This window comes from Advenella sp. S44, from assembly GCF_002810445.1.
Taxonomy (GTDB): Bacteria; Pseudomonadota; Gammaproteobacteria; order Burkholderiales; family Burkholderiaceae_B; genus Advenella.
The window spans coordinates 70318-90542 of sequence record NZ_NEXS01000008.1 but is presented as its reverse complement, the minus strand read 5'-3'; the positions used below and the strand labels follow the sequence as shown (position 1 = coordinate 90542).

At 54.3% G+C, this 20225-nt stretch carries 18 protein-coding genes; 11 read left to right on the top strand and 7 right to left on the bottom strand.

Annotated elements, in window-relative coordinates:
• The first annotated feature begins 112 nt into the window (after positions 1-112).
• From CAP48_RS13290 to CAP48_RS13280, 3 genes are all read left to right on the top strand, one after another.
• Complete coding sequence (locus CAP48_RS13290; RefSeq protein ID WP_100697503.1) at positions 113-1039, top strand: histone deacetylase family protein; 927 nt, start codon at positions 113-115, stop codon at positions 1037-1039.
• Positions 1040-1260: 221 nt separating this feature from the next.
• On the top strand, positions 1261-2010 hold the full coding sequence (locus CAP48_RS13285) for an electron transfer flavoprotein subunit beta/FixA family protein (RefSeq protein WP_100697501.1): 750 nt from the start codon (positions 1261-1263) through the stop codon (positions 2008-2010).
• Position 2011: 1 nt separating this feature from the next.
• Complete coding sequence (locus CAP48_RS13280) at positions 2012-2941, top strand: electron transfer flavoprotein subunit alpha/FixB family protein (RefSeq protein ID WP_100697499.1); 930 nt, start codon at positions 2012-2014, stop codon at positions 2939-2941.
• Between the two features lie 370 nt (positions 2942-3311).
• Here the strand turns inward: CAP48_RS13280 and CAP48_RS13270 are convergent, their stop codons facing one another.
• The 3 genes from CAP48_RS13270 to CAP48_RS13260 are packed head-to-tail and all read right to left on the bottom strand — an operon-like array spanning position 3312 to position 6291.
• Positions 3312-3662, bottom strand: coding sequence for a tripartite tricarboxylate transporter substrate-binding protein (locus tag CAP48_RS13270; protein ID WP_100697496.1), 351 nt, complete (start codon positions 3660-3662; stop codon positions 3312-3314).
• 48 nt (positions 3663-3710) lie between these two features.
• On the bottom strand, positions 3711-5294 hold the full coding sequence (locus tag CAP48_RS13265; protein WP_100697495.1) for a sulfatase: 1584 nt from the start codon (positions 5292-5294) through the stop codon (positions 3711-3713).
• Positions 5295-5307: 13 nt separating this feature from the next.
• Positions 5308-6291, bottom strand: coding sequence for a tripartite tricarboxylate transporter substrate binding protein (locus tag CAP48_RS13260; RefSeq protein ID WP_100697494.1), 984 nt, complete (start codon positions 6289-6291; stop codon positions 5308-5310).
• A 104-nt stretch (positions 6292-6395) separates the two neighbouring features.
• On the opposite strand from CAP48_RS13260, the gene CAP48_RS13255 reads away from it, so the two are divergent.
• Positions 6396-7361 carry a LysR family transcriptional regulator gene (locus CAP48_RS13255; RefSeq protein WP_100697492.1) on the top strand — a complete coding sequence of 322 codons (966 nt, stop codon included), beginning with the start codon at positions 6396-6398 and terminating at the stop codon, positions 7359-7361.
• Positions 7362-7700: 339 nt separating this feature from the next.
• Here the strand turns inward: CAP48_RS13255 and CAP48_RS13250 are convergent, their stop codons facing one another.
• The 3 genes from CAP48_RS13250 to CAP48_RS13240 all read right to left on the bottom strand — a co-directional run bounded on the left by CAP48_RS13250 (position 7701) and on the right by CAP48_RS13240 (position 10501).
• Positions 7701-8432 (bottom strand): M48 family metalloprotease, encoded by a 732-nt coding sequence (locus tag CAP48_RS13250; protein ID WP_100697490.1) that lies wholly within the window; start codon positions 8430-8432, stop codon positions 7701-7703.
• 279 nt (positions 8433-8711) lie between these two features.
• Entirely contained in the window at positions 8712-9527 is an 816-nt protein-coding gene (locus CAP48_RS13245) for a BPSS1780 family membrane protein (protein WP_100697488.1), read from the bottom strand.
• Positions 9528-9532: 5 nt separating this feature from the next.
• Positions 9533-10501, bottom strand: coding sequence for a homoserine kinase (locus CAP48_RS13240; RefSeq protein ID WP_100697486.1), 969 nt, complete (start codon positions 10499-10501; stop codon positions 9533-9535).
• A 178-nt stretch (positions 10502-10679) separates the two neighbouring features.
• On the opposite strand from CAP48_RS13240, the gene CAP48_RS13235 reads away from it, so the two are divergent.
• The 5 genes from CAP48_RS13235 to yfaE all read left to right on the top strand — a co-directional run bounded on the left by CAP48_RS13235 (position 10680) and on the right by yfaE (position 17613).
• Positions 10680-12467 (top strand): ClcB-like voltage-gated chloride channel protein, encoded by a 1788-nt coding sequence (locus tag CAP48_RS13235; protein ID WP_100697484.1) that lies wholly within the window; start codon positions 10680-10682, stop codon positions 12465-12467.
• Positions 12467-13558, top strand: a complete 1092-nt coding sequence (gene dusA, locus CAP48_RS13230; RefSeq protein ID WP_100697482.1) for a tRNA dihydrouridine(20/20a) synthase DusA — start codon at positions 12467-12469, stop codon at positions 13556-13558. Before CAP48_RS13235 ends, dusA begins: the two co-directional genes overlap by 1 nt.
• A gap of 288 nt (positions 13559-13846) precedes the next feature.
• Positions 13847-16120, top strand: a complete 2274-nt coding sequence (nrdA, locus tag CAP48_RS13225) for a class 1a ribonucleoside-diphosphate reductase subunit alpha (protein ID WP_100697480.1) — start codon at positions 13847-13849, stop codon at positions 16118-16120.
• A gap of 30 nt (positions 16121-16150) precedes the next feature.
• On the top strand, positions 16151-17284 hold the full coding sequence (gene nrdB, locus CAP48_RS13220; protein WP_100697478.1) for a class Ia ribonucleoside-diphosphate reductase subunit beta: 1134 nt from the start codon (positions 16151-16153) through the stop codon (positions 17282-17284).
• Entirely contained in the window at positions 17281-17613 is a 333-nt protein-coding gene (gene yfaE / locus CAP48_RS13215; RefSeq protein ID WP_100697476.1) for a class I ribonucleotide reductase maintenance protein YfaE, read from the top strand. The genes nrdB and yfaE overlap by 4 nt, the downstream gene beginning before the upstream one ends.
• Here the strand turns inward: yfaE and CAP48_RS13210 are convergent.
• Positions 17567-17857, bottom strand: coding sequence for a hypothetical protein (locus CAP48_RS13210; RefSeq protein WP_100697474.1), 291 nt, complete (start codon positions 17855-17857; stop codon positions 17567-17569). The two genes, yfaE and CAP48_RS13210, sit on opposite strands and share 47 nt — an antisense overlap.
• 272 nt (positions 17858-18129) lie before the next feature.
• Between CAP48_RS13210 and CAP48_RS13205 the strand changes: the two genes are divergently transcribed.
• The gene (locus CAP48_RS13205) at positions 18130-19188 is read left to right on the top strand and encodes an alcohol dehydrogenase (protein WP_100697472.1); all 1059 of its coding nucleotides are present in this window, start codon (positions 18130-18132) and stop codon (positions 19186-19188) included.
• A 10-nt stretch (positions 19189-19198) separates the two neighbouring features.
• On the top strand, positions 19199-20221 hold the full coding sequence (locus CAP48_RS13200; protein ID WP_100697470.1) for a diacylglycerol kinase family protein: 1023 nt from the start codon (positions 19199-19201) through the stop codon (positions 20219-20221).
• Positions 20222-20225: the final 4 nt, after the last annotated feature.

Below are 20225 nucleotides of genomic sequence, written 5' to 3'. Positions count from 1 at the left end.
GACGCCCAGGATTGCCCAGTGTCTCGTTGCGCTGCAAAATATGGTAGATTGTATGCAGATAAAATAAGATCAATCAATAGTCAATCAGTAAATTGAAAGCAGGACGAATATTGTGGAGACGCTATTCATAACGCATTCTTCGTGCCATCGCCACGAAATGCGCTCCTGGCATCCCGAGTCGCCGGCGCGTCTGGATGCCATCAATGACAGGCTGGTGGCAAGCGGTCTTGCCGATTTTCTGCAGCATATGCCGGCTCGGGAAGCACTGGAATCCGATCTGCTGCGCGTGCATACCGAAGAGCATGTCCGGTTTCTGCGTGAAAACGCGCCGCAGGACGGCTATTTTAATGTCGATACCGAAGAAACTTGCATGAACCCGCATACCCTGCAGGCGGCATTGCATGCGGCAGGAGCCGGCTTGCAAGCCATTGACCAGATCATGGCCGGCCACGCCCGTAATGCTTTTTGTGCCGTACGACCGCCAGGGCATCATGCCGAGCCGTCGCGAGCCAGTGGATTCTGTTTTTTGAATAATGTGGCTATCGGCGTTCGTTATGCGCAGCACCAATATGGCCTTCGGCGTATTGCCATTGTTGATTTTGACGTCCACCACGGCAATGGCAGCGAGGCAGCGTTTGCCAACGACGATTCGGTCATGATGTGCAGTTTTTTTCAATATCCGCTGTTTCCCAACAGCGGTGTAGATCATCCGGCGCCCAACATGCACAACAGCCCCGTGCCGGCTTACACGAAGGCGGAGCAGATTCGCGAACTGGTGGCGCGCCAGTGGCTGCCGGCGCTGGAACAATTCAAACCCGAGTTGATTTTTATTTCTGCCGGTTTTGACGCGCATCGCGAAGACGACATGGGGCAGCTTGACTTGGTAGAAAAGGATTACATCTGGCTTACCAAGCAGGTGAAGGATGTTGCTGATAAATATAGTCAAGGGCGTATTGTGAGCATGCTGGAGGGCGGTTACGCCTTGTCCGCGTTGGGACGCAGCACCGAAGCGCATATTCGGACTTTAGCAGGGCTTTAAGTCGGTCCGGCGCCGGATTTGCGGACAAATGTGGCATTTTCTGCGGCAAAGCGGTCCACAGTGACCACCGGAGCGCGTTTCTGTTGCGCTGTGCAAAACGGAAATCTGCAAAATTCATGCGATTGAATGAATTAGTCAAATCGCTGCAAGCAAGCATGTAAAATAATCGGGTTCAGTAATAAGTTCGGGGCGGCTGCCCCGTAAACCTAGGAGATTGTTGGATGAAGGTATTGGTGCCTGTAAAACGTGTTGTTGACTATAACGTCAAAGTACGCGTGAAGTCAGATCAGTCTGGCGTAGATATTGCAAATGTGAAAATGTCTATGAATCCGTTTGATGAAATCGCCGTCGAGGAAGCAACACGACTCAAGGAAGCAGGTACGGCCACAGAAATCATTGCGGTCTCTTGCGGTGTGGCGCAATGCCAGGAAACCTTGCGTACGGCCATGGCCATTGGCGCTGACCGCGCTGCGCTTGTGCAAACCGATGTCGAGTTGCAGCCCCTGGCTGTGGCCAAGCTGCTCAAAGCTGTTGCCGAGAAAGAGCAGGTTAACCTGGTCATTCTGGGTAAGCAGGCCATTGACGACGATGCCAACCAGACCGGACAAATGCTGGCAGCATTGCTGGGCTGGCCACAGGCCACGTTCGCCAGCAAGGTTGTGATTGAAGGCGAAAACGCCAAAGTCACGCGCGAGGTAGACGGTGGTCTTGAAACCATCAGCGTCAAACTGCCTGCGATCATCACGACCGACCTGCGCCTGAACGAGCCTCGCTATGTGACGTTACCCAACATCATGAAAGCGAAGAAAAAGCAGCTGGATACACTCACGCCAGAAGAGCTGGGTGTAGACGTGACGCCGCGTATCAAAACGCTGAAAGTCAGCGAGCCGCCTTCACGCAAGGCCGGCATCAAGGTTGATGATGTTGCTGCGCTGGTAGACAAACTCAAGAATGAAGCGAAGGTGATTTAATATGACGACTCTAGTTATTGCAGAACATGATAACCAGCAGTTAAAACCGGCAACATTGAATGCGGTTGCTGCTGCACAGAAAATCGGCGGCGATATTCATATTCTGGTTGCCGGCAGTGGAGCACAGGAGGTCGCGGCACAGGCTGCCAAAGTCGAGGGCATTACCAGCGTACTGCTGGCCGATGCCGATCATCTGAAGGACTCCCTGGCGGAAAACGTGGCCGAGCAGGTGCTTGCCGTTGCCGGTGACTACAGCCATATTGTGTTTCCGGCCACAGCATCCGGCAAAAATATCGCGCCGCGCGTGGCTGCGAAGCTGGACGTAGCCCAGATTTCCGATATCACCGCTGTCGAGTCAGCCGATACATTCGAGCGTCCCATTTACGCCGGTAACGCGATCGCAACCGTCCAGTCTTCCGATGATAAGAAAGTGATCACCGTTCGCGTCACTTCTTTTGACGCCGTAGCGGCCGAGGGCGGCAGCGCCGAAGTCAACACTCTGGAAGCGATTGGCGATTCAGGCCTGTCATCTTTTGTGGGCCGCGAAATGGCCAAGAATGATCGCCCCGAGTTGACTGCGGCTACGGTTGTGGTATCGGGTGGTCGCGGTATGGGCAGTGCAGATAACTTCAAGTTGCTCGAGCCGCTGGCCGACAAGCTTGGCGCTGCGCTTGGCGCTTCCCGCGCTGCGGTTGACGCCGGTTATGCGCCGAACGACTGGCAAGTGGGTCAAACCGGAAAAATCGTTGCGCCGCAGTTGTACGTGGCCATTGGTATTTCAGGTGCAATCCAGCATCTGGCCGGCATGAAAGATTCCAAAGTCATCGTTGCCGTCAATAAAGATCCGGAAGCGCCGATTTTTGGTGTTGCCGATTACGGCCTGGTTGCAGATTTGTTTACTGCCGTACCAGAGTTGGAAAAAGCAATCTGACCCTGCTCAATGGCTTTTGCTGGGGCGCGACACACGCATCCACCCGCAGGCAAACCCTAAAAGAGGCATTGCGTTAAAATTTCACCCGCGACATCAGTCCAACAGGTCTGGTATCACGGGTGAAATGCTTTTGGATTCAGCGACTGTTTTTAGGTTCAGTGATTGCTGTTGCGGACAACTCGCAGTTTGCCCCAACCAGATACCGATAAGTGCAATCGATAGCCAGCCTGATCCGGCAAGCGTGTGGAATTGCGCGTCGGGCGCCATATCGGGTTTCGAAACTGTTTTCACATCGATCTTCGTATCGAGCTTTCGCAACGGACCTTCGCATCGACCAGTGAGATAAGCCAGTTCCTGTGAAGGAAAGCGCTTATTCAACCCGGATATTGGCTTGCTTGATAGTTGCGCGGATACGACTGTCGTAATTGACGACCCATTGTTGCGCTTCCTGCGATGATCCGCTAACGCTGCGCAAATTCAGCTTGTCAAACTGTGCTTTGACTTTTTCTGATTGCATCGCGCGTGCAATCGCAGCATTCCATTTTTCGGAGATATTTTTGTCCAGTCCCTTGGGCGCCATCAGCAGGAACGCAAAGTGCATATCAAAATTCTTCAAGACTTCAATGCCACTCTCGGGATAGTTTGCCAATGCTGCGCCGCCAAAGACGAGGGCCAGGCCGCAGGCGATGGCCTTTTTGGCGATAGTATTCAATGTATACACAGTTGTCTTCTGTCTTGAGTACCGGGTGTTATCTAGGGTAGTTTCTGCTCACGCCAGTGCGCTTGGGTACGGGCTTTTGTCCACCAGCTCGAGATTGGTGTATGCCAGTTTTTCCATCATCATTGCTCGAACGACCGCTGCCTCCTGGCTATCCCATAGATTGTTCATCTCGTTAGGATCGTTTTGCAGGTCATAGAGTTCTCCCCAGGAGGCTGCATCGTAAATTGTCATTCGGTAACGCCGCGTCAAAAGGGTACGGCAGCGTACACGGGTGTCGATGCTGAGGATGACGCGCTGGCCTTCTTCTTCAATCAGCAATGAATCGCGCAGATCCGAACTGGCGCCGTCAATCAAGGGTTGCATGTCTTGGCCCTGAATGCCATTGAAGGCGCGTACGCCGGCGCGATTCAGAATGGTGGGTGCAATATCGATCGTGCTGGCAAGCGCATCCGATTGTTTGCCAGCTGCTTGTGGCAAATGTGGATCAGCCCAAATGAAGGGAACGCGCGTCAGACCTCGGTAGTGGATTGGACCTTTGAGCATAAGTTGGTGATCGCCCAAGAAATCGCCGTGGTCGCTGGTGAATATGACGACCGTGTTTTCCTGCAATCCGAGCTGTTCCAATTGATCTATCACGCGGCCGATCTGCGCATCGATATTGCTGATAGAGCCATAGTTCAGTGCCAGCGCTTCCTTTGCTTCGCGCTCATCGCACGCAAAAACGGCAGTACCTTTCTTTGTGGCTACGCCGGAGTCACGACGCTGATAAAGCCATTTGACATGTTGCGGCGGCTCGTGATTGGAGTAAAACGATGCCGGCAGTGTCATGTCCTCGGGCTTGTACATGTCCCAATACTTGCCCGGCGGGGTAAAGGGATGATGGGGGTCAGGAAAAGATACCTGCAGAAAAAACGGCTGTTCGCTGCCTGCATACTCATTGAGCAGGTCAATGCTGCGATCGGCAATATAGGCTGATGGGTATTGTTGCTCGGTCAGACGCGTGCGCCAAGCCTGTCCGATCTGCGTTAACTTGTAGTCTGGGGAGGGTATTGCGTTGTCGGGGCCGATCAGCGATTCCCCATCGGGCACTTCGCGACGCAGCCAATACCGATAATGCCCATGAACGATATCGGCATGGTCGTCCACCAGATAGACTTGTTCGAATCCGTAGTATGGATAATCAAGATCGTAATTATCGCAAGCGAGCCACTTGCCGCGCTTTTCCTGCTCATAGTTGCCGTCATCTGTTTCGAACGCTTCCTCGCATAATCGTTGCGTCGGATCTTCGGGCCAGATCGGTGCATGCGCCGTCATGTTTTGCAGATGGATTTTGCCTACCTGTGCAGTCTGATAGCCGGCAATGCGCAAAGTCTCGACAAAGGTACGTGCCTTGAGCGATAGCGGTATCCCATTATGGCGCGCTCCGTGCACCGAAGGATAACGGCCAGTCATCATGCTGGCCCGGTTTGGCATGCAAATAGGTGTAGCTACGTGCATATTTTCCAGCCGGAACCCTTTTTTTGAAAGCGCGTCAATAATAGGCGTTTTCACCACGTCGTTACCATAGCAGCCCAGGTGATCGGCACGTAACTGGTCTGTAATAAACATAAGAAAATTGACTGGTCGGGTCATATCTGACATTACCTTATTGTTTGGCGGATGTTGTCGAAGAAATGGAATTCTTCCAGCGTTGCACATTGGCGTTCACTTTATCGGCAAACGTATTGCGGCTGGAAATGTTGGGAACCATTCCCAGGGGAATGAGCTCGCGGGCAAATGCATCAGAGGCAATCACCTTGTTGAATGCCAAGTGCATTCTGTCGGCCAGCGCAGGATCCAGGTTTGCCGGAGCAAACAGACCGATCCAGGACTGGATCGATGTACCTTTCTGGATATCGGAAAAATATTGTGTTTGTGCGACTTCCTTGACGCCACCGAACATGTCATCCTGGGGATTGGCGATACCCAGGATCTTGATCCGTTTGTCAGCCAGAAACGGCTTGGCCGGCACCACCCCCGCCATGACAAGTGGAATGTTGCCAGCAACCGTGTCTGTCATTGCCGGACCGGCTCCCTTGTATGCGATATGCGTGACATCAAGATTCAGCTTTTGCGCAAATTGCTCCATGGCCAGCGCATGTACGCTGCCCATTCCTGGCGACCCAAAGCTGTATTTGCCGGGTGAGTTGCGAATAAGCTGTACTGCTTCAGTAAGGGTATTGGCCGGGAAGTCCTTGTTGGCAGCCAGGATGACGATGTTCTCGGCGACATCGGCGATGGGCGTAAAGTCTTTGACGGGGTCATAATTGAGGTCGGGCATTATCACGCTATTGACGCCGTGGGTGTTTGAGGTGCCCATCAGCAGAGTGCGTCCGTTTGGTTTGCTGCGTGCCGCCTGCTGAGCAGCGATAGCGCCCGCGGCCCCCGACTTGTTCTCCACCACGAGATTGAGACCATCATTGGCCGACATGTGCTTTGCCAAAATTCTGGTCAGCGCATCCACTGCACCTCCCGGCGCATAGGGGACGATGATCGTGATTTGTTCCGGCATGGCGGTCGAAGCCACGGCTGCCGGGGAAACACAACAGGTCAACAGCACGGGTAGAACGCGTTTCCATAGACGACGCATGACATTGTCTCCTTATATGTTTGTTCGCTTAAGTGTTCCATAGTTACCGGAACTCTGTAAAATTCATTTATCGACTCACCGCATAACCAATTTGGCATAACCCCATGTTTCACCTGAAAAAACGCCAGGCTGATTTGCTCGTAGCGCTGGCCGAGACGCAGAACCTGCACAAGGCGTCGCTACAACTGCATATGACCCAGCCAGCGGCCTCTAAAGCGTTGTCTCAGCTTGAGCAGGAAATTGGCTATCCGTTATTTGAACGCAGTGCACAAGGAACTGCCCCGACCGCGTACGGCAACACGATGATCGAGTATGCGCGTCAGATACTGCAGTCGACTCGCCGTATTCAATCCGAGCTGCGGCAATTCGAACGCGGACAGCGCTGTTCGCTCGCTATCGGGGCGTTACCGTCGGCCACTTTGTCCGTAGTGCCCGACTTGCTTAGCGAACTGATTGCACAGATGCCGGGCCTGCAGGTGAGCATAGAGGACGGCATCATCGAGCCGCTGCTGGAAAAGCTCGGTGTCGGTCGCCTGGATATTGTCATTGGCCGCAGAACGGAACTGATCGACCTGAGCGCCTTTGATCGTATTGTTCTGGATTACGAACCCATGGTTTTGGTCTGTGGATTGCAGCATCCCCTGGCGCAAACCAATGAGCTGAATCCCGAACAACTGCACGGCTGCAACTGGATTTTCCCGCCAGTGGGTACCTATGCGAATGCCAAACTGATCGAACTGTGCGATTCATTTGGGCTGGTAAGTCCGACCATAATCATTCGCTCCAGCACGACAATGACGAATGTTATTATGCTGGGGCGCGAGAACCTGGTAGCGGCCTTGCCTCTGGGAATTGCTCGGTACTTTGAACGGCAGAATATGTTGCGCATTCTGCCCTTGGAGAAAACGGTAAATTTTGGAGAAGTCCTGTTGTTTACGAGTAAACAGATGGTGTATTCGCCGAATGCAGCGCTGGTAGCGCAAGCGTGTGCGATGATGCAACAAAAGATGGCGGAAAAGGGCGCAGCGCCAGAGCAGATGTCGTCGGAAAATCAATCAAACACACCGTGAAGCGTCGCCAGTATGGCCGTGTCGCTTGGTGGCTGCAACCCGGGTTGGTGGTCCAACTTATATAAAGACTGAGTCCAAGCCAAGTCAGTGCAATTACGCCAAGCGATGGATGTCCCGCGAGATACAGGCCTCGGCTTGAAGCGATCCCCGGCATAAACCGGCGCTAGCGTAAAGAAGCCCGAGCGTTGGGGAGTCCCGGCGTAACGAAGCTCGGGCGTGAAGAGGCACCGGCTTGAAGAGACTCCAACGTAATAAGCCGCAGCAAAAAGAAGCTGCGGCATAAACGAGTCTAAGTGCAGAGAAACCCCAGCATAAAGAAGGGGCCGCTGTCGGCGTGTATCACATCGCTGCGATGCGATCGGCCCGGCTGCCCGAATCGGGGTGGCTGGAAAAGACGCTGGCGCTGCCCTGGGACAGCGATTCCAGTTTCCGCAGGGCCGATACGGCGGAAGATTTATCGCGTCCTTGTTCCCTGAGTATTTTCAGGCCAAAGCCGTCTGCGGCGTATTCATGCGACTGGGAATACTGGGCGTTGACCAGGCCGTTGGCGAGTGCGCCCAGTTCACTGCCTGAGAGCGTGGACAGAATGGGCACGCCACTGGCTGCGCCGGCTTGCTGCGCTGCGAGGGTCAGCATGCTGGAGCGGGCTTGGGCCTTGGAGTGACCTTCTATGACATGCCCAACTTCGTGGCCCAGCACAAACAACAATTCATCGTCTGTCATTTTGTCCATCAGGCCGGAGTAGACGCGGATACTGCCATTTGGCAAGGCAAAGGCATTCACTTCGGGATTCAGATACGCCTTGAATTGCAACGGCACGCCCTGGTAGGTTTGCAGATTGCGTGTGACGCGCGCCAGCCGGGTCGCGTACTTGCTATTGGCGGGAGCGATCTGATTTTGCGCGTCCAGTTTCTGCTGGGAACTGACGGCCAGCGCCTGAATCTGCTCATCGGATACCGTGGCTGCCTGAAACAAAGAAGAGGCGGCGCCCACCATGCCGGCGACATTCATGTTTTGGCAGGCAGTCAGGGTGCTTACAGCGAGCGCGGCAAGGGCAAAGTGTCTGAACATGTATTTTCCTTTGATAAGGCCTGGCTGGAATACGGCTTCCCGGGCATGTTCGGCAACGCAGGTAGCGTGTTGCTGCAAGGCGCTGACGCCGGAAAGACGAAAAAAAACAAAAAGCGGCGTTAAATTCTTGCTGATTATATTTAGATTGCCGGCTTTTGACTATTGGGAAGATCAACAAGTTCGTCGCCTGTCAGATTTGCGAGCCCCGTCCCGATTGCCAATTTACCATGCGCCCAAATCACGCCTGCCTTCAAATGTCGCAACCCGGCGCGACGCCTGTCACAATACTGTAGGTTGTTGCGTGCCGAAAATGGCCGCGTAGCTGGAATAGAATCCACAATATATCGTAGCCACCATGATCATCAATATCACCTGCATGACAAATGCAATCAGCAGGGCTGGCAGTCCCAGCAACACCATTAAGGGCACGAGAATAAACTGCAGAAAGACGAACAGCAGGAACCAGCACAGGAAATACGTCAGAAAGGCGGTCTTGTTCCGCCAAGACGCGACAAAGGAATAGAAGATGGCCTTGCTGATCGTGAGTCCTTCCCAGCCGATCAGTTGCGGCACATGCCAGAACATCAGGGTCACAACAAAAAGCAGAATTGCCCAGCTGAGCAGCAACACGATGGTGCCGCCGTCGGGCAGGGCTTGGGCCGAGGCGTCGGCGCCGGCCTGGACGCCATAGAGGATGCTGCTGATCTGCGAGATGGTCTGCTCATCCAGCAGCGGATACAACAAAGCCACGCTCAGCAGCAGAAGAAGGCCGGCATAAACGAAACCGGACAGCGCCAGACGAGATATGACTTTGGGCTTTTGCAGGCTGAACACCCAGGCCTTGGGGTCAAGGTGACTGAAGCCTGGTGGTTTTCCCTGGATATCCCGGCACGCACTGACCACAATCAGGCTGGCGATGGGCATGGTAATAATGAACAGTCCCACCCCGATCACCGGTATCTGCATCAGGATCTGGCTAATCATATTGATAACAAACAGCAGCGCGAGTAGCGCAAAAGGCTGCTTTCGGAAAATCAGGAAGGCGTCTTTGAGCCATTGCCAGCCGGATAAGGCCGGAAGTTTTGCAGCAATCATGTTTTTTACGGTAGTGGCGGTGCCGGTTGTTGGACGCGTAACGTCAGGATGCGCTCGAAGTGGGTCGGGTCATGGGGCTTGAGCGTCTGGGCAGGACGCGGACGAAAATAGTCGTTCAGGCGCGAGGTCCAAAAACGCAGGGCAGCAGCGCGCAGTGCAACCGGCCACAACGCTTTTTCCGTTTCTGTGAACGGGCGCTCCTGAGCATAGGCGTTGACCCACGCCTGAACCAGCCATGGCTGCAGGGCACCGGTGCTGCGCTCAATGCACCAGTCGTTTACCGCGACCGCGACATCGAACAACCAGGCATCATGTCCGGCAAAATAAAAATCAATGATGCCGCCCATGCGTGGCTCATCATAGGTGCCATCGAACAGCACATTATCGCGAAAGAGGTCGCAATGGCAGGCGCCGGCAGGAATTGCCCTCCAGTCGCTACCGGACTGAATCCGGCGCTGTTCGTTCAGGCAGGATACAAACAGTGCATCTTGCTGTTCAGTCAGAAACGGGCGGATGGCCGGATAGGTTTCTTCCCACCAGGGCAGGCCGCGCAAATTCGGTTGGTGCAGGGTAAAGTCCCGGGCTGCCAGGTGCGCCTTTGCCTGCGTGCGCGCAGCAATCATGCAATGCTGTACGCCGGGGTCGGATTCGTACCCCCCGGGCAGGCGATCAACAATGGCTGCCGGTTTGCCCTTCAGGGTACCGATCCGTTTGCCGTCCCGCAACGTCTGTGGCATGGGCACCTTGACGTTTTGGCTCGCCAGCGAGTGCATCAGCTCAATGTAAAAATTCAGTTGCTCATGATTGAGCACTTCGAATACGGTCAGCACGTATTCGCCCTGTGTGGTGTTCAGGAAGAAATTGGTGTTTTCAATGCCGGCGGTAATGCCGCGCAGGGAAACAAATTCGCCCAGCGCATAGAGGTCCAGATAGTCGGCTGCTTCCTGGTTGGTGACGGGAGTAAATACGGCCATGAGAAAATACGTTACACAGAATCATTTGAATGCCGATCATTTTAGTGCAGGTTGAGCAGGATAAGCGTGCGTGGCGCTCGGTGCGCAAAAGAATCACAATCGAGTTTTGCTACAATGGAGCACTTTTGCAGTTTGCCGCAATTTGTTTGCGCGCCTGTTATTTCTCCGAGACCGATAAATGGCCATGTTTTCTCCTTTTGAGGCACGCAACAAGCTGACTCAGTTTGCCTGGCTGACAAACCGGCCGGCGTTCTTTGTCTGGGCCATCGTCGTGGGCGTGGCCGGGGCGGGCATGACCGTTCTGTTTCATATGGCCATCCACTGGGGACAGTTGCTGACTGGCTCGGTACCGGGTGAAATCGAAATCGTGGCGAGCCGCTGGAACAGTACCGAGCGTATCCTTTTTCCTGCCGTGGGCGGACTGCTGGCAGGAACCTTGCTGTGGCTCTCGTCCAAAGTCCGCAAGGATATGAACGCGGATTATATGGAAGCGGTAGCGCTGTCGGACGGGCGACTGTCGCTGCGCCAGGGTGCACTGCGGGTTCTGTCTTCTCTGTCTACCATCGTCACCGGCGGCTCTATCGGCCGGGAAGGGGCGATGGTGCACCTGGGCGCCATGGTCGCCTCGGCCATCGGACGTTTCCTGGCCTTCAATTCTAATGATATCCGGCTGCTGGTGGCCTGCGGCGCCGCCGCCGGGGTGTCTGCTGCCTATAATGCGCCGCTTGCGGCTGCCTTATTCGTGGCTGAGATCGTCCTCGGAACCCTGTCGGTCGCCACGCTGGGCCCGCTGGTCATCTCGGCGGGTGTTGCCAATGTCACCATGCATCTTACCGGTTACTACCGTGTCACCTATGACGTCAAACCTATCTCGCTAGCGATTGACTCCACTTTACTACTGCTGTGCGTGCTGGCGGTGGTGGCCGGGCTGCTGGCGCCGCTGTTCCTGCGTTTTCTGGATGCGATCCGCCAGTTGTTTCGCAAGACCCGATTGCCCCTCCCATTGAGCCTGGCGTTAGGCGGTGCATTACTTGGCGGGATTCTGGTGCTGCAGCCCAACGCTGCCGGCAATGGCTACGGACCGATCGAAGACATGCTGACTCAGTCCTGGACGCTCCCGGCAGTATTGCTGATGCTTGCCTACAAAGTGCTTGCCACGGGCGCAACGGTGGGCTCAGGCGCAACCGGCGGTGTCTTTACACCCATGTTGATGGTGGGCGCTAGTGTCGGCTTGCTGTTTTTCCAGGTGATTTCATTCGTGGTGCCCGAGCTGGCAGGGCAGCCTACCCTGTATATACTTATCGGAATGGGCGCGTTTCTGGCGGCTGGCACGCATGCGCCGTTAATGGCGATCCTGATGATATTTGAAATGACGCACCGGATTGACCTGGTGTTGCCGCTGATGTTTGCCTGCGTGATTGCAAATGTGGTCAGTAGTCTGTTTAGCACGCCGGCCATGTATGGGGTCACGTTATCGCGCGAGCAGACGGCAAGGCTTCGGCAGCAGATAAGCAGTATGACGCTCAAGGGACTTGTGATAGATGCGCAAACGGTGCTGCGCCAGGACCAGACACTGGAGCAGGCGGTGACCATGTTTCAGGACCACCCCGTGCGCTATCTCTACGTGATAGATGAAAATGACCATTACCTGGGCGTGCTGTCCAACCAGGAAGTGACGCGCTGGCTGCTGTCACAAGCGCCCATGACGACGCCGATATCGGAATTGATGGTGCAGCCGCATTTTATCCCGGTCCTGCACCCGGACATGACGCTGGGGCAGGGGCTGGAACTGTTTCTGAGCTTTATGGGCGAGCGCTTGCCGGTGCTGCTGTCCAAAGACGAACCGATACTGCTGGGCGTGGTGCGCAAGTCTGCCATCTTGGAGCAACTGGAAGAGCAGCGCGAACTTCAGGACCGGCATCGGCCTCCCCATATTGATTTTCGCATTTCTGGCGATAAACGATAATGACGCATTCAGTGATCGATGACAATACCGCGAAAAACCATGCCGCCGCTGCGCTGGCGAACGCTGGGGTAAGTGCACGTTTGGCGGGCACGCCTTTGCTTGACTATACCGATGCCGATGGCTTGCGACCCTGGCGGCTGAGTGTTGCCCCCATGATCGATGTGACTGACCGGCATTGTCGTTATTTTCACCGCTTGCTGGCACCCAATGCCTTGCTTTATACCGAGATGATTACCACTGGCGCGCTGATTTTTGGAGATGTGGCACGACATTTGAGTTTTAGCGGTCAGGAGCACCCGGTAGCGTTGCAACTGGGCGGCAGCGAACCGGCTGCGCTGGCCCATTGCGCCAGGCTGGGGCAAAGCTGGGGGTATGACGAAATCAATCTTAATTGCGGCTGCCCCTCAGAACGGGTGCAAAAGGGCGCGTTTGGCGCGTGTCTGATGGCCGAACCGGCTTTGGTTGCCGATTGCGTCAAGGCCATGCAGGATGCGGTGACGGTGCCCGTTACGGTAAAGCACCGGCTCGGACTGGATTACGAAGAGTCGTATAGTTTCGTGCGCGATTTTGTCGGGCACTTGTATGACGCCGGGTGCCGGGTATTTATTGCACATGCGCGCAATGCGGTGCTCAAGGGGCTGTCGCCCAAAGACAATCGGGAGATTCCACCGTTGCGCTACGACGTGGTGACCCAGCTCAAACGCGATTTTTCCGATGCGCTGTTTGTGCTCAATGGCGGATTGAACACGACCGAGCTGATCAGTCAGGCCGCCACGATGTTTGACGGCGCCATGGTCGGCAGGGCGGCATGGCATGAACCGTATGTATTGCGCCAAAGCAGTCAACAGTTGTGGCCTGACACGCCGGTCAATGACGACGCCGCCATTGTCGAGCAAATGGCCCGCTATGCGAAATCGCAGCTCGCCCACGACGTTCCGTTGCGGGTCGTCGTCAAACCCATGCTTGGTCTGTTCAATGGGCGTAAGGGCGCGCGCCAGTGGCGGCGTCATTTGTCTGACCCCGTCCAACTGTCAAGGCAGGATCCGGCCGTTTTGCTGGAGGCGTTTGCGTTTGTCGATTCGCGGCGATAAAGCGGCTGCGCGGCATCAGCTGCACAAGCCGTAGTCGCCGCCACGTGCAGAGGGCCGTGCCGGATATCGCATATAATCAACATCGTTACATTTTTTCTAGCGCGTAGAAATAGCCATATTAATCAAAGCGTTGTGTTGTTTTTCAAGGTTTTGCACCAGATCCTGATCACTTGAAATATGCGGCTTAATACTATATATTGTGTCAAACATAAAATAAAACACTATATATAGATAATAGTCGGTCCGGCTCCGAACCGTTCCATCAACCATCATGGAAATGCATACGCAATGAACAGCACACTCTTGGTCACCAAACGTGACGGCAGAAAAGAACCTATTGATCTGGATAAAATTCACCGCGTTATCACGTGGGCCGCAGAAGGTCTGGATCATGTTTCCGTGTCGCAAGTTGAGCTCAAGTCCCATATTCAGTTCTATGACGGCATTAAGACGGAAGATATCCATGAAACCATCATCAAGGCAGCAGCGGACCTGATCTCGCAGGCCACGCCAGATTATCAGTACCTGGCCGCACGTCTGGCCATTTTCCATTTGCGCAAGAAAGCCTTCCAGCAATTCGATCCGCCGTCGCTGTACGATCATGTCACCCGGCTGACCGAAATGGGCAAATACGACGAACATATCCTGCAGGACTATACGCGGGAAGAGTTCGACGAGCTGAACAGCTATATCGATCACAGTCGCGATATGCGGTTTTCATATGGCGCGGTCAAGCAGCTTGAAGGCAAGTACCTGGTGCAAAATCGTGTCAACCACGAAATCTATGAAAGCCCCCAGTTTCTGTATATTCTGGTTGCGGCATGCCTGTTCTCAAAGTATCCGAAGGACACGCGACTGTCTTATGTCAAAGGGTTCTACGACGCCACGTCGCAGTTCAAAATATCCCTGCCTACACCGATCATGTCTGGCGTTCGTACGCCCACGCGCCAGTTCAGCTCTTGCGTGCTGATCGAGTGCGGCGATAGTCTGGATTCCATCAACGCCACGACCAGCGCAATCGTGCGCTATGTATCGCAACGCGCCGGCATCGGCATCAATGCGGGTCGCATTCGTGCGGTTGGCAGCCCCATTCGCGGCGGCGAAGCCCAGCATACGGGCTGCATTCCCTTTTACAAGCACTTTCAGACAGCGGTCAAATGCTGCTCGCAGGGTGGGGTTCGCGGCGGCGCAGCGACCTTGTTCTATCCCATGTGGCATCTGGAAATTGAATCGCTGCTGGTGCTCAAGAACAATCGTGGCGTTGAGGAAAATCGCGTACGTCATATGGATTATGGGGTGCAAATCAATCGGTTGTTGTACCAGCGCCTGATCAGAAACGGCGACATCACGCTGTTTTCTCCTTCGGATGTGCCTGGTTTATACGATGCGTTTTTTGAGGACCAGAACCGGTTCGAGGAACTGTACGCACAATATGAGAAGGACCCAACCATTCGCAAGCGCGCTGTTAAGGCGACAGAACTATTTTCCCTGATGATGCAGGAGCGGGCCGGCACAGGTCGCATCTACATTCAAAACGTTGATCACTGCAATACGCACAGCCCGTTTGATCCGGCCGTGGCGCCCGTGCGCCAGAGCAATCTGTGCCTGGAAATCGCGCTGCCGACCAAGCCGCTGGAAGACATAAACGACGAGAACGGCGAAATTGCCTTGTGCACGCTGTCTGCATTCAACCTGGGTGCCATCGAATCGCTGGACGAGCTCGAAGGCCTGGCCGATCTGGCGGTGCGCGCGCTCGATGCCTTGCTTGATTATCAAGACTATCCGATAAAAGCCGCGTATATTGGTTCCATGAAACGCCGTACTCTGGGTATCGGTGTCATCAATTACGCCTACTATCTGGCCAAGAATAACGCCAAATATTCGGACGGCAGTGGCAATGCCCTGACGCACCGCACCTTTGAAGCGATCCAGTATTATCTGCTTAAGGCTTCTGTAGGCCTGGCCAAGGAATTCGGTCCGTGCACGGCTTTTGACGAGACAACCTATTCCAAGGGCATTTTGCCAACTGATACCTACAAGAAGGATCTTGATGGCGTTTGCGATGAGCCGCTGCATCTGGATTGGGAAACGCTGCGCAAGGACATTACCACGCATGGTCTGCGCAATTCGACCCTGACGGCGCTGATGCCTTCAGAGACCTCTTCGCAGATCTCCAATGCCACCAACGGTATTGAACCGCCGCGCGGCCTGGTGACGGTCAAGGCTTCCAAAGACGGAATTCTGAAACAGGTGGTGCCTGAGTACGAACGTCTTAAAGACAAGTACGAATTGCTGTGGAACATGCCTAACAATGAAGGTTATCTGCAGATTGTGGGCATCATGCAGAAATTTGTGGACCAGTCTATTTCGGCCAATACGAATTACGATCCGGCCCGTTTCGAAGGCGGTCGTGTCCCGATGAACCAGATGATCAAGGATCTGCTTACGGCGTACAAGTTCGGTGTCAAGACACTGTATTACCAGAATACCCGTGACGGCGCGGAAGACAAACAGGATGATCAGGCACAAGATGACTGCGAAAGCGGCGCGTGCAAGATTTGACCAGGCAGCAATTGAGTAAGAGAAAAAACAATGGCATATAGTACCTTTTGTCAGACTCCGAATGACCAGATGAAAGAACCCATGTTCTTTGGTCAGTCGGTCAATGTGGCGCGATATGATCAGCAGAAATACGAAATTTTTGAAAAACTGATTGAAAAGCAGCTGTCCTTCTTCTGGCGTCCCGAAGAAGTAGACGTGTCCCAGGACAGAATCGATTATCAAACATTGCCGGAACACGAAAAGCATATTTTCATCAGCAATCTGAAATATCAGACACTGCTCGATTCCATTCAGGGTCGCAGCCCGAACGTGGCGCTGCTGCCGCTGGTGTCCATTCCGGAGCTGGAAACGTGGATCGAGACGTGGTCGTTTTCCGAGACTATCCATTCGCGCTCGTACACGCATATCATCCGCAATATCGTGAACAATCCATCGGTGGTATTTGACGATATCGTTGCCAATGAATACATTCTGAAGCGCGCCAGCGATATTGCCTTCTATTATGATGACGTAATCTCGTATACGCAGCTATATAACCAGTTTGGCGAAGGCACGCATATGCTTGCCGGCAAGCAAGTGGTCCTCTCCCTGCGCGAGCTCAAGAAAAAGCTGTATCTGTGCCTGATGGTCGTCAATGTGCTTGAGGCCATTCGCTTTTATGTCAGTTTTGCGTGCTCCTTCGCCTTTGCAGAGCGCGAGCTGATGGAAGGCAACGCCAAGATTATTAAATTGATTGCTCGCGACGAGGCCTTGCACCTGACGGGCACGCAGCATATGCTCAATATTTTGCGCAGCGGCGAAGACGATCTGGAAATGGCCGAGATTGCCAAGGAAACTCGCGAAGAGTGCTTTGAAATCTTCAAGCAGGCAGCGCTGCAGGAAAAAGAATGGGCAGAATACCTGTTCAAAGGCGGTTCCATGATCGGCTTGAACAAGGACATTCTGTGCCAGTACGTCGAATATATTACCAATCTGCGCATGCAGGCAGTAGGACTGCAAGTTGCATTTCCAGGAGTGCGTCAAAATCCGATTCCATGGATTAACGCCTGGCTGTCTTCCGATAATGTCCAGGTTGCGCCGCAGGAAGTGGAAATCAGTTCCTATCTGATCGGACAGATTGATTCACAGATGAATACCGACGATTTGCAGCATTTCGAACTATGACATCTGTCATAACGACCGATAGCCGGTTTGAATTGCTGGAAGGAGAAACACTGCTAGAAGGACTGGAACGCACCAGTCATGAAGTAGAGTACCAGTGCCGTGCGGGGTACTGTGGCTCATGCAGGACGCATTTGGTCAACGGTAGCGTACGGTATTTATCCGAGCCGCTGGCCTATATCGCCAAAGACGAAATATTGCCGTGTTGCTGCGTGCCTGACGGGCCGGTGCAAATAGAGGCTTGTCTTATGCATGAGCCCGAGCAGCCCTTGCTGGGCGAAGAGTTCAATATTCAGACGTCGCTGGATTTTGGGACTGACGGGCGGAAGTAGCGGGTACGCCGTCGCGCCCGCTTGCCTTGCGCCTGGGCTGCAAGGCGTATTTGAGGGCGAATATCGTCGCGACTGACCATAGCAGCAGCCAGATCACGTGCATGACCATCACGAAGATATCACGGCCGGCCAGCGGCACCGCTTGCGACATGAAATCGTTCAATACCGATAGCGATAATCCGATCATCATGCCTGCAAAAAGCAGAACCGTTAATACAAAAGACCACTTCGGATCTGATTTCATCGATTTTCCCGGTTAGACGATGTCGCTGCCGATATTATTATGTGACGGGCGGGGCAGCCCAACGGCAGTATTCTCATTAGTCTAGGCCAACCGCGTTCCCTTGTGAAATACCGAATACTTATGTCTATATTGCCGGGTTTCAGATCATCAATTGGCCTTTATTGTCGGAACAGTGCAAGGCATTTTCAACGACCTCATATACAATATCCATTCTCGGCCGTCATCTCTGGCTTGCCCAGTACGACCGGCACCGGCACAGGAGTGGTGAAAATATGAAGTGTTACTGCATTACCGGTTTCAAGTCCCCCCTGCAAATGATGGAAAAAGAGGATTTTATCCCGCAGGGCACCCAGGTCGTGCTGGACGTCACGGCGGCGGGCGTCTGTCACAGTGACTTGCATCTATGGGAGGGCGGTTACGATCTTGGGCAGGGAAAGCGGCTGCAGCTGAAGGACCGCGGCGTCAGCCTGCCGCTGACGCCCGGCCACGAAACGGTCGGCAAGGTGCGCGCGATAGGCCCCGACGCGGGTGACCTGGATACGGATAAACATTATCTGATCTATCCCTGGATTGGCTGCGGAAAATGCGTGGTCTGCCAGCGCGGCGACGAAAACCTGTGCGCAGCGCCCGCATGCCTTGGGATCCATCGTGATGGCGGCTACGCCACGCAAATTGTCGTGCCGCACCCAAAATATCTGGTGGATATTGCAGATGTGGATCCGGTGCAGGCAGCGCCTTACGCTTGCTCAGGCCTGACAACCTATTCGGCGCTTAAGAAATTTGACCAGACCGTTCTGCAAAACGAACCGGTTATTATCTTTGGTGCCGGCGGCTTGGGCCTAATGTGCCTGCAATGGCTGCATGCCATGGGGGGCAAGGGCGCGGTCGTTGTTGACCTGGATCCGGCCAAACGCCAGGCGGCTGTGCAAGCCGGCGCACTGGCGGCAGTCGATGGCAACAGTGAAACGCTGGTCGAGGACATTTATGCCGCAGCCGGAACGCGTACCATCTGGTCTGCGATCGATTATGTGGGGGCGCCGTCTACGGCCAGTCACGCCTTCAATCTGCTGGCCAAGGGCGGCAAGTTGGTGATTATCGGCTTGTTCGGCGGACAAAGCGAGTGGCCACTGGCCTTGTTTCCGTTGAAGGCTGCCACGGTACAGGGGTCATATGTGGGCAACCTGGCCGAACTGAAGGAGTTGATGGTGCTGGTCAGGCAGGGCGCAATCCGTCCTATCCCGGTAAGTCGTCATCCGCTGCAAGAGGCTGACCAGACACTCATGGCGCTGCACGCCGGAAAAGTGATCGGCAGGGCCGTCTTGACGCCATAAAGGAACCCATATGACAACGCCTAGCAACCCATTGCAGCGCCCTGACAACGACCTCGCCCGCCACGCGGATGTCCAACAGCAGGCGCCGCTACCAACCGATGCGGCCACGCGTTCTTTTGTGTTCTTTACCAACGCCAGTTCCGGCAACCAGGACACAGAGCAGTTTCTGGAAAAAATTGCCACGGTAATGCATGGCCGCCAGTACCACATTGTCTGCGTCTACCCGGAAGATGATCATGAGCAAAAACAGAAAGAAGCGGTGGAACTGGTAAAAGCGCATCACGCCATACTGGTTGTGGCCGGGGGCGATGGCACCATCAGCGCCATGGCCAATCACGCGATTGCCAATCAGTTTCCGATGGCGATCGTGCCGTTTGGCACATTCAATATGTTTGCACGCGACCATGGTTTGTCGCTGGACACGGACATTGCGTTGCGAGACCTGCTGACCGGCCAGATTCGTGCGGTCCAGACAGGAGAAATCGGCGGCGTGCATTTTATCGTGAATGCCACGCTGGGCCTATACTCCCAATTGCTGGCCGACCGGGAGCAATGGAAGGTCCAGTTCGGCCGGCGCCGGGGTATTGCTATTTTTGCTGCTTTTTCCACCATCATGAAGTACGGTCGTTCCTACACTCTTCAATTTAATAAGGGCGAAGGGCGGCAGATGGTAAAAACGGTGAGCTTTATGGCCTGCAATAACAATATGCAGGCCCAGCAGGCGGGCGTGCAGTATGATGAAAAAATGGGAGAGGGATATCTTTACGGTATTGTGCTCAAGCCATCAAGTCGCAAGCGCATGCTGCTGCTGGCCTTAAAGCTGATGTTCAAGCGATTGGATCAGGATCGCCAGATCATGAGTTTTCCGTTTGAACAGCTGGATATCGATAAAAAGAAAGGAGGGCGCAGTATCGAGATTGCCATGGACGGCGAAGTCCATACGCTGCAGGCGCCGTTTACCGTCAAGGCTAACAAGGACCTGCTCAAGATAGTGATGCCCGCATCGGTAACGCAGCCGCAATCACAGGAATAATATC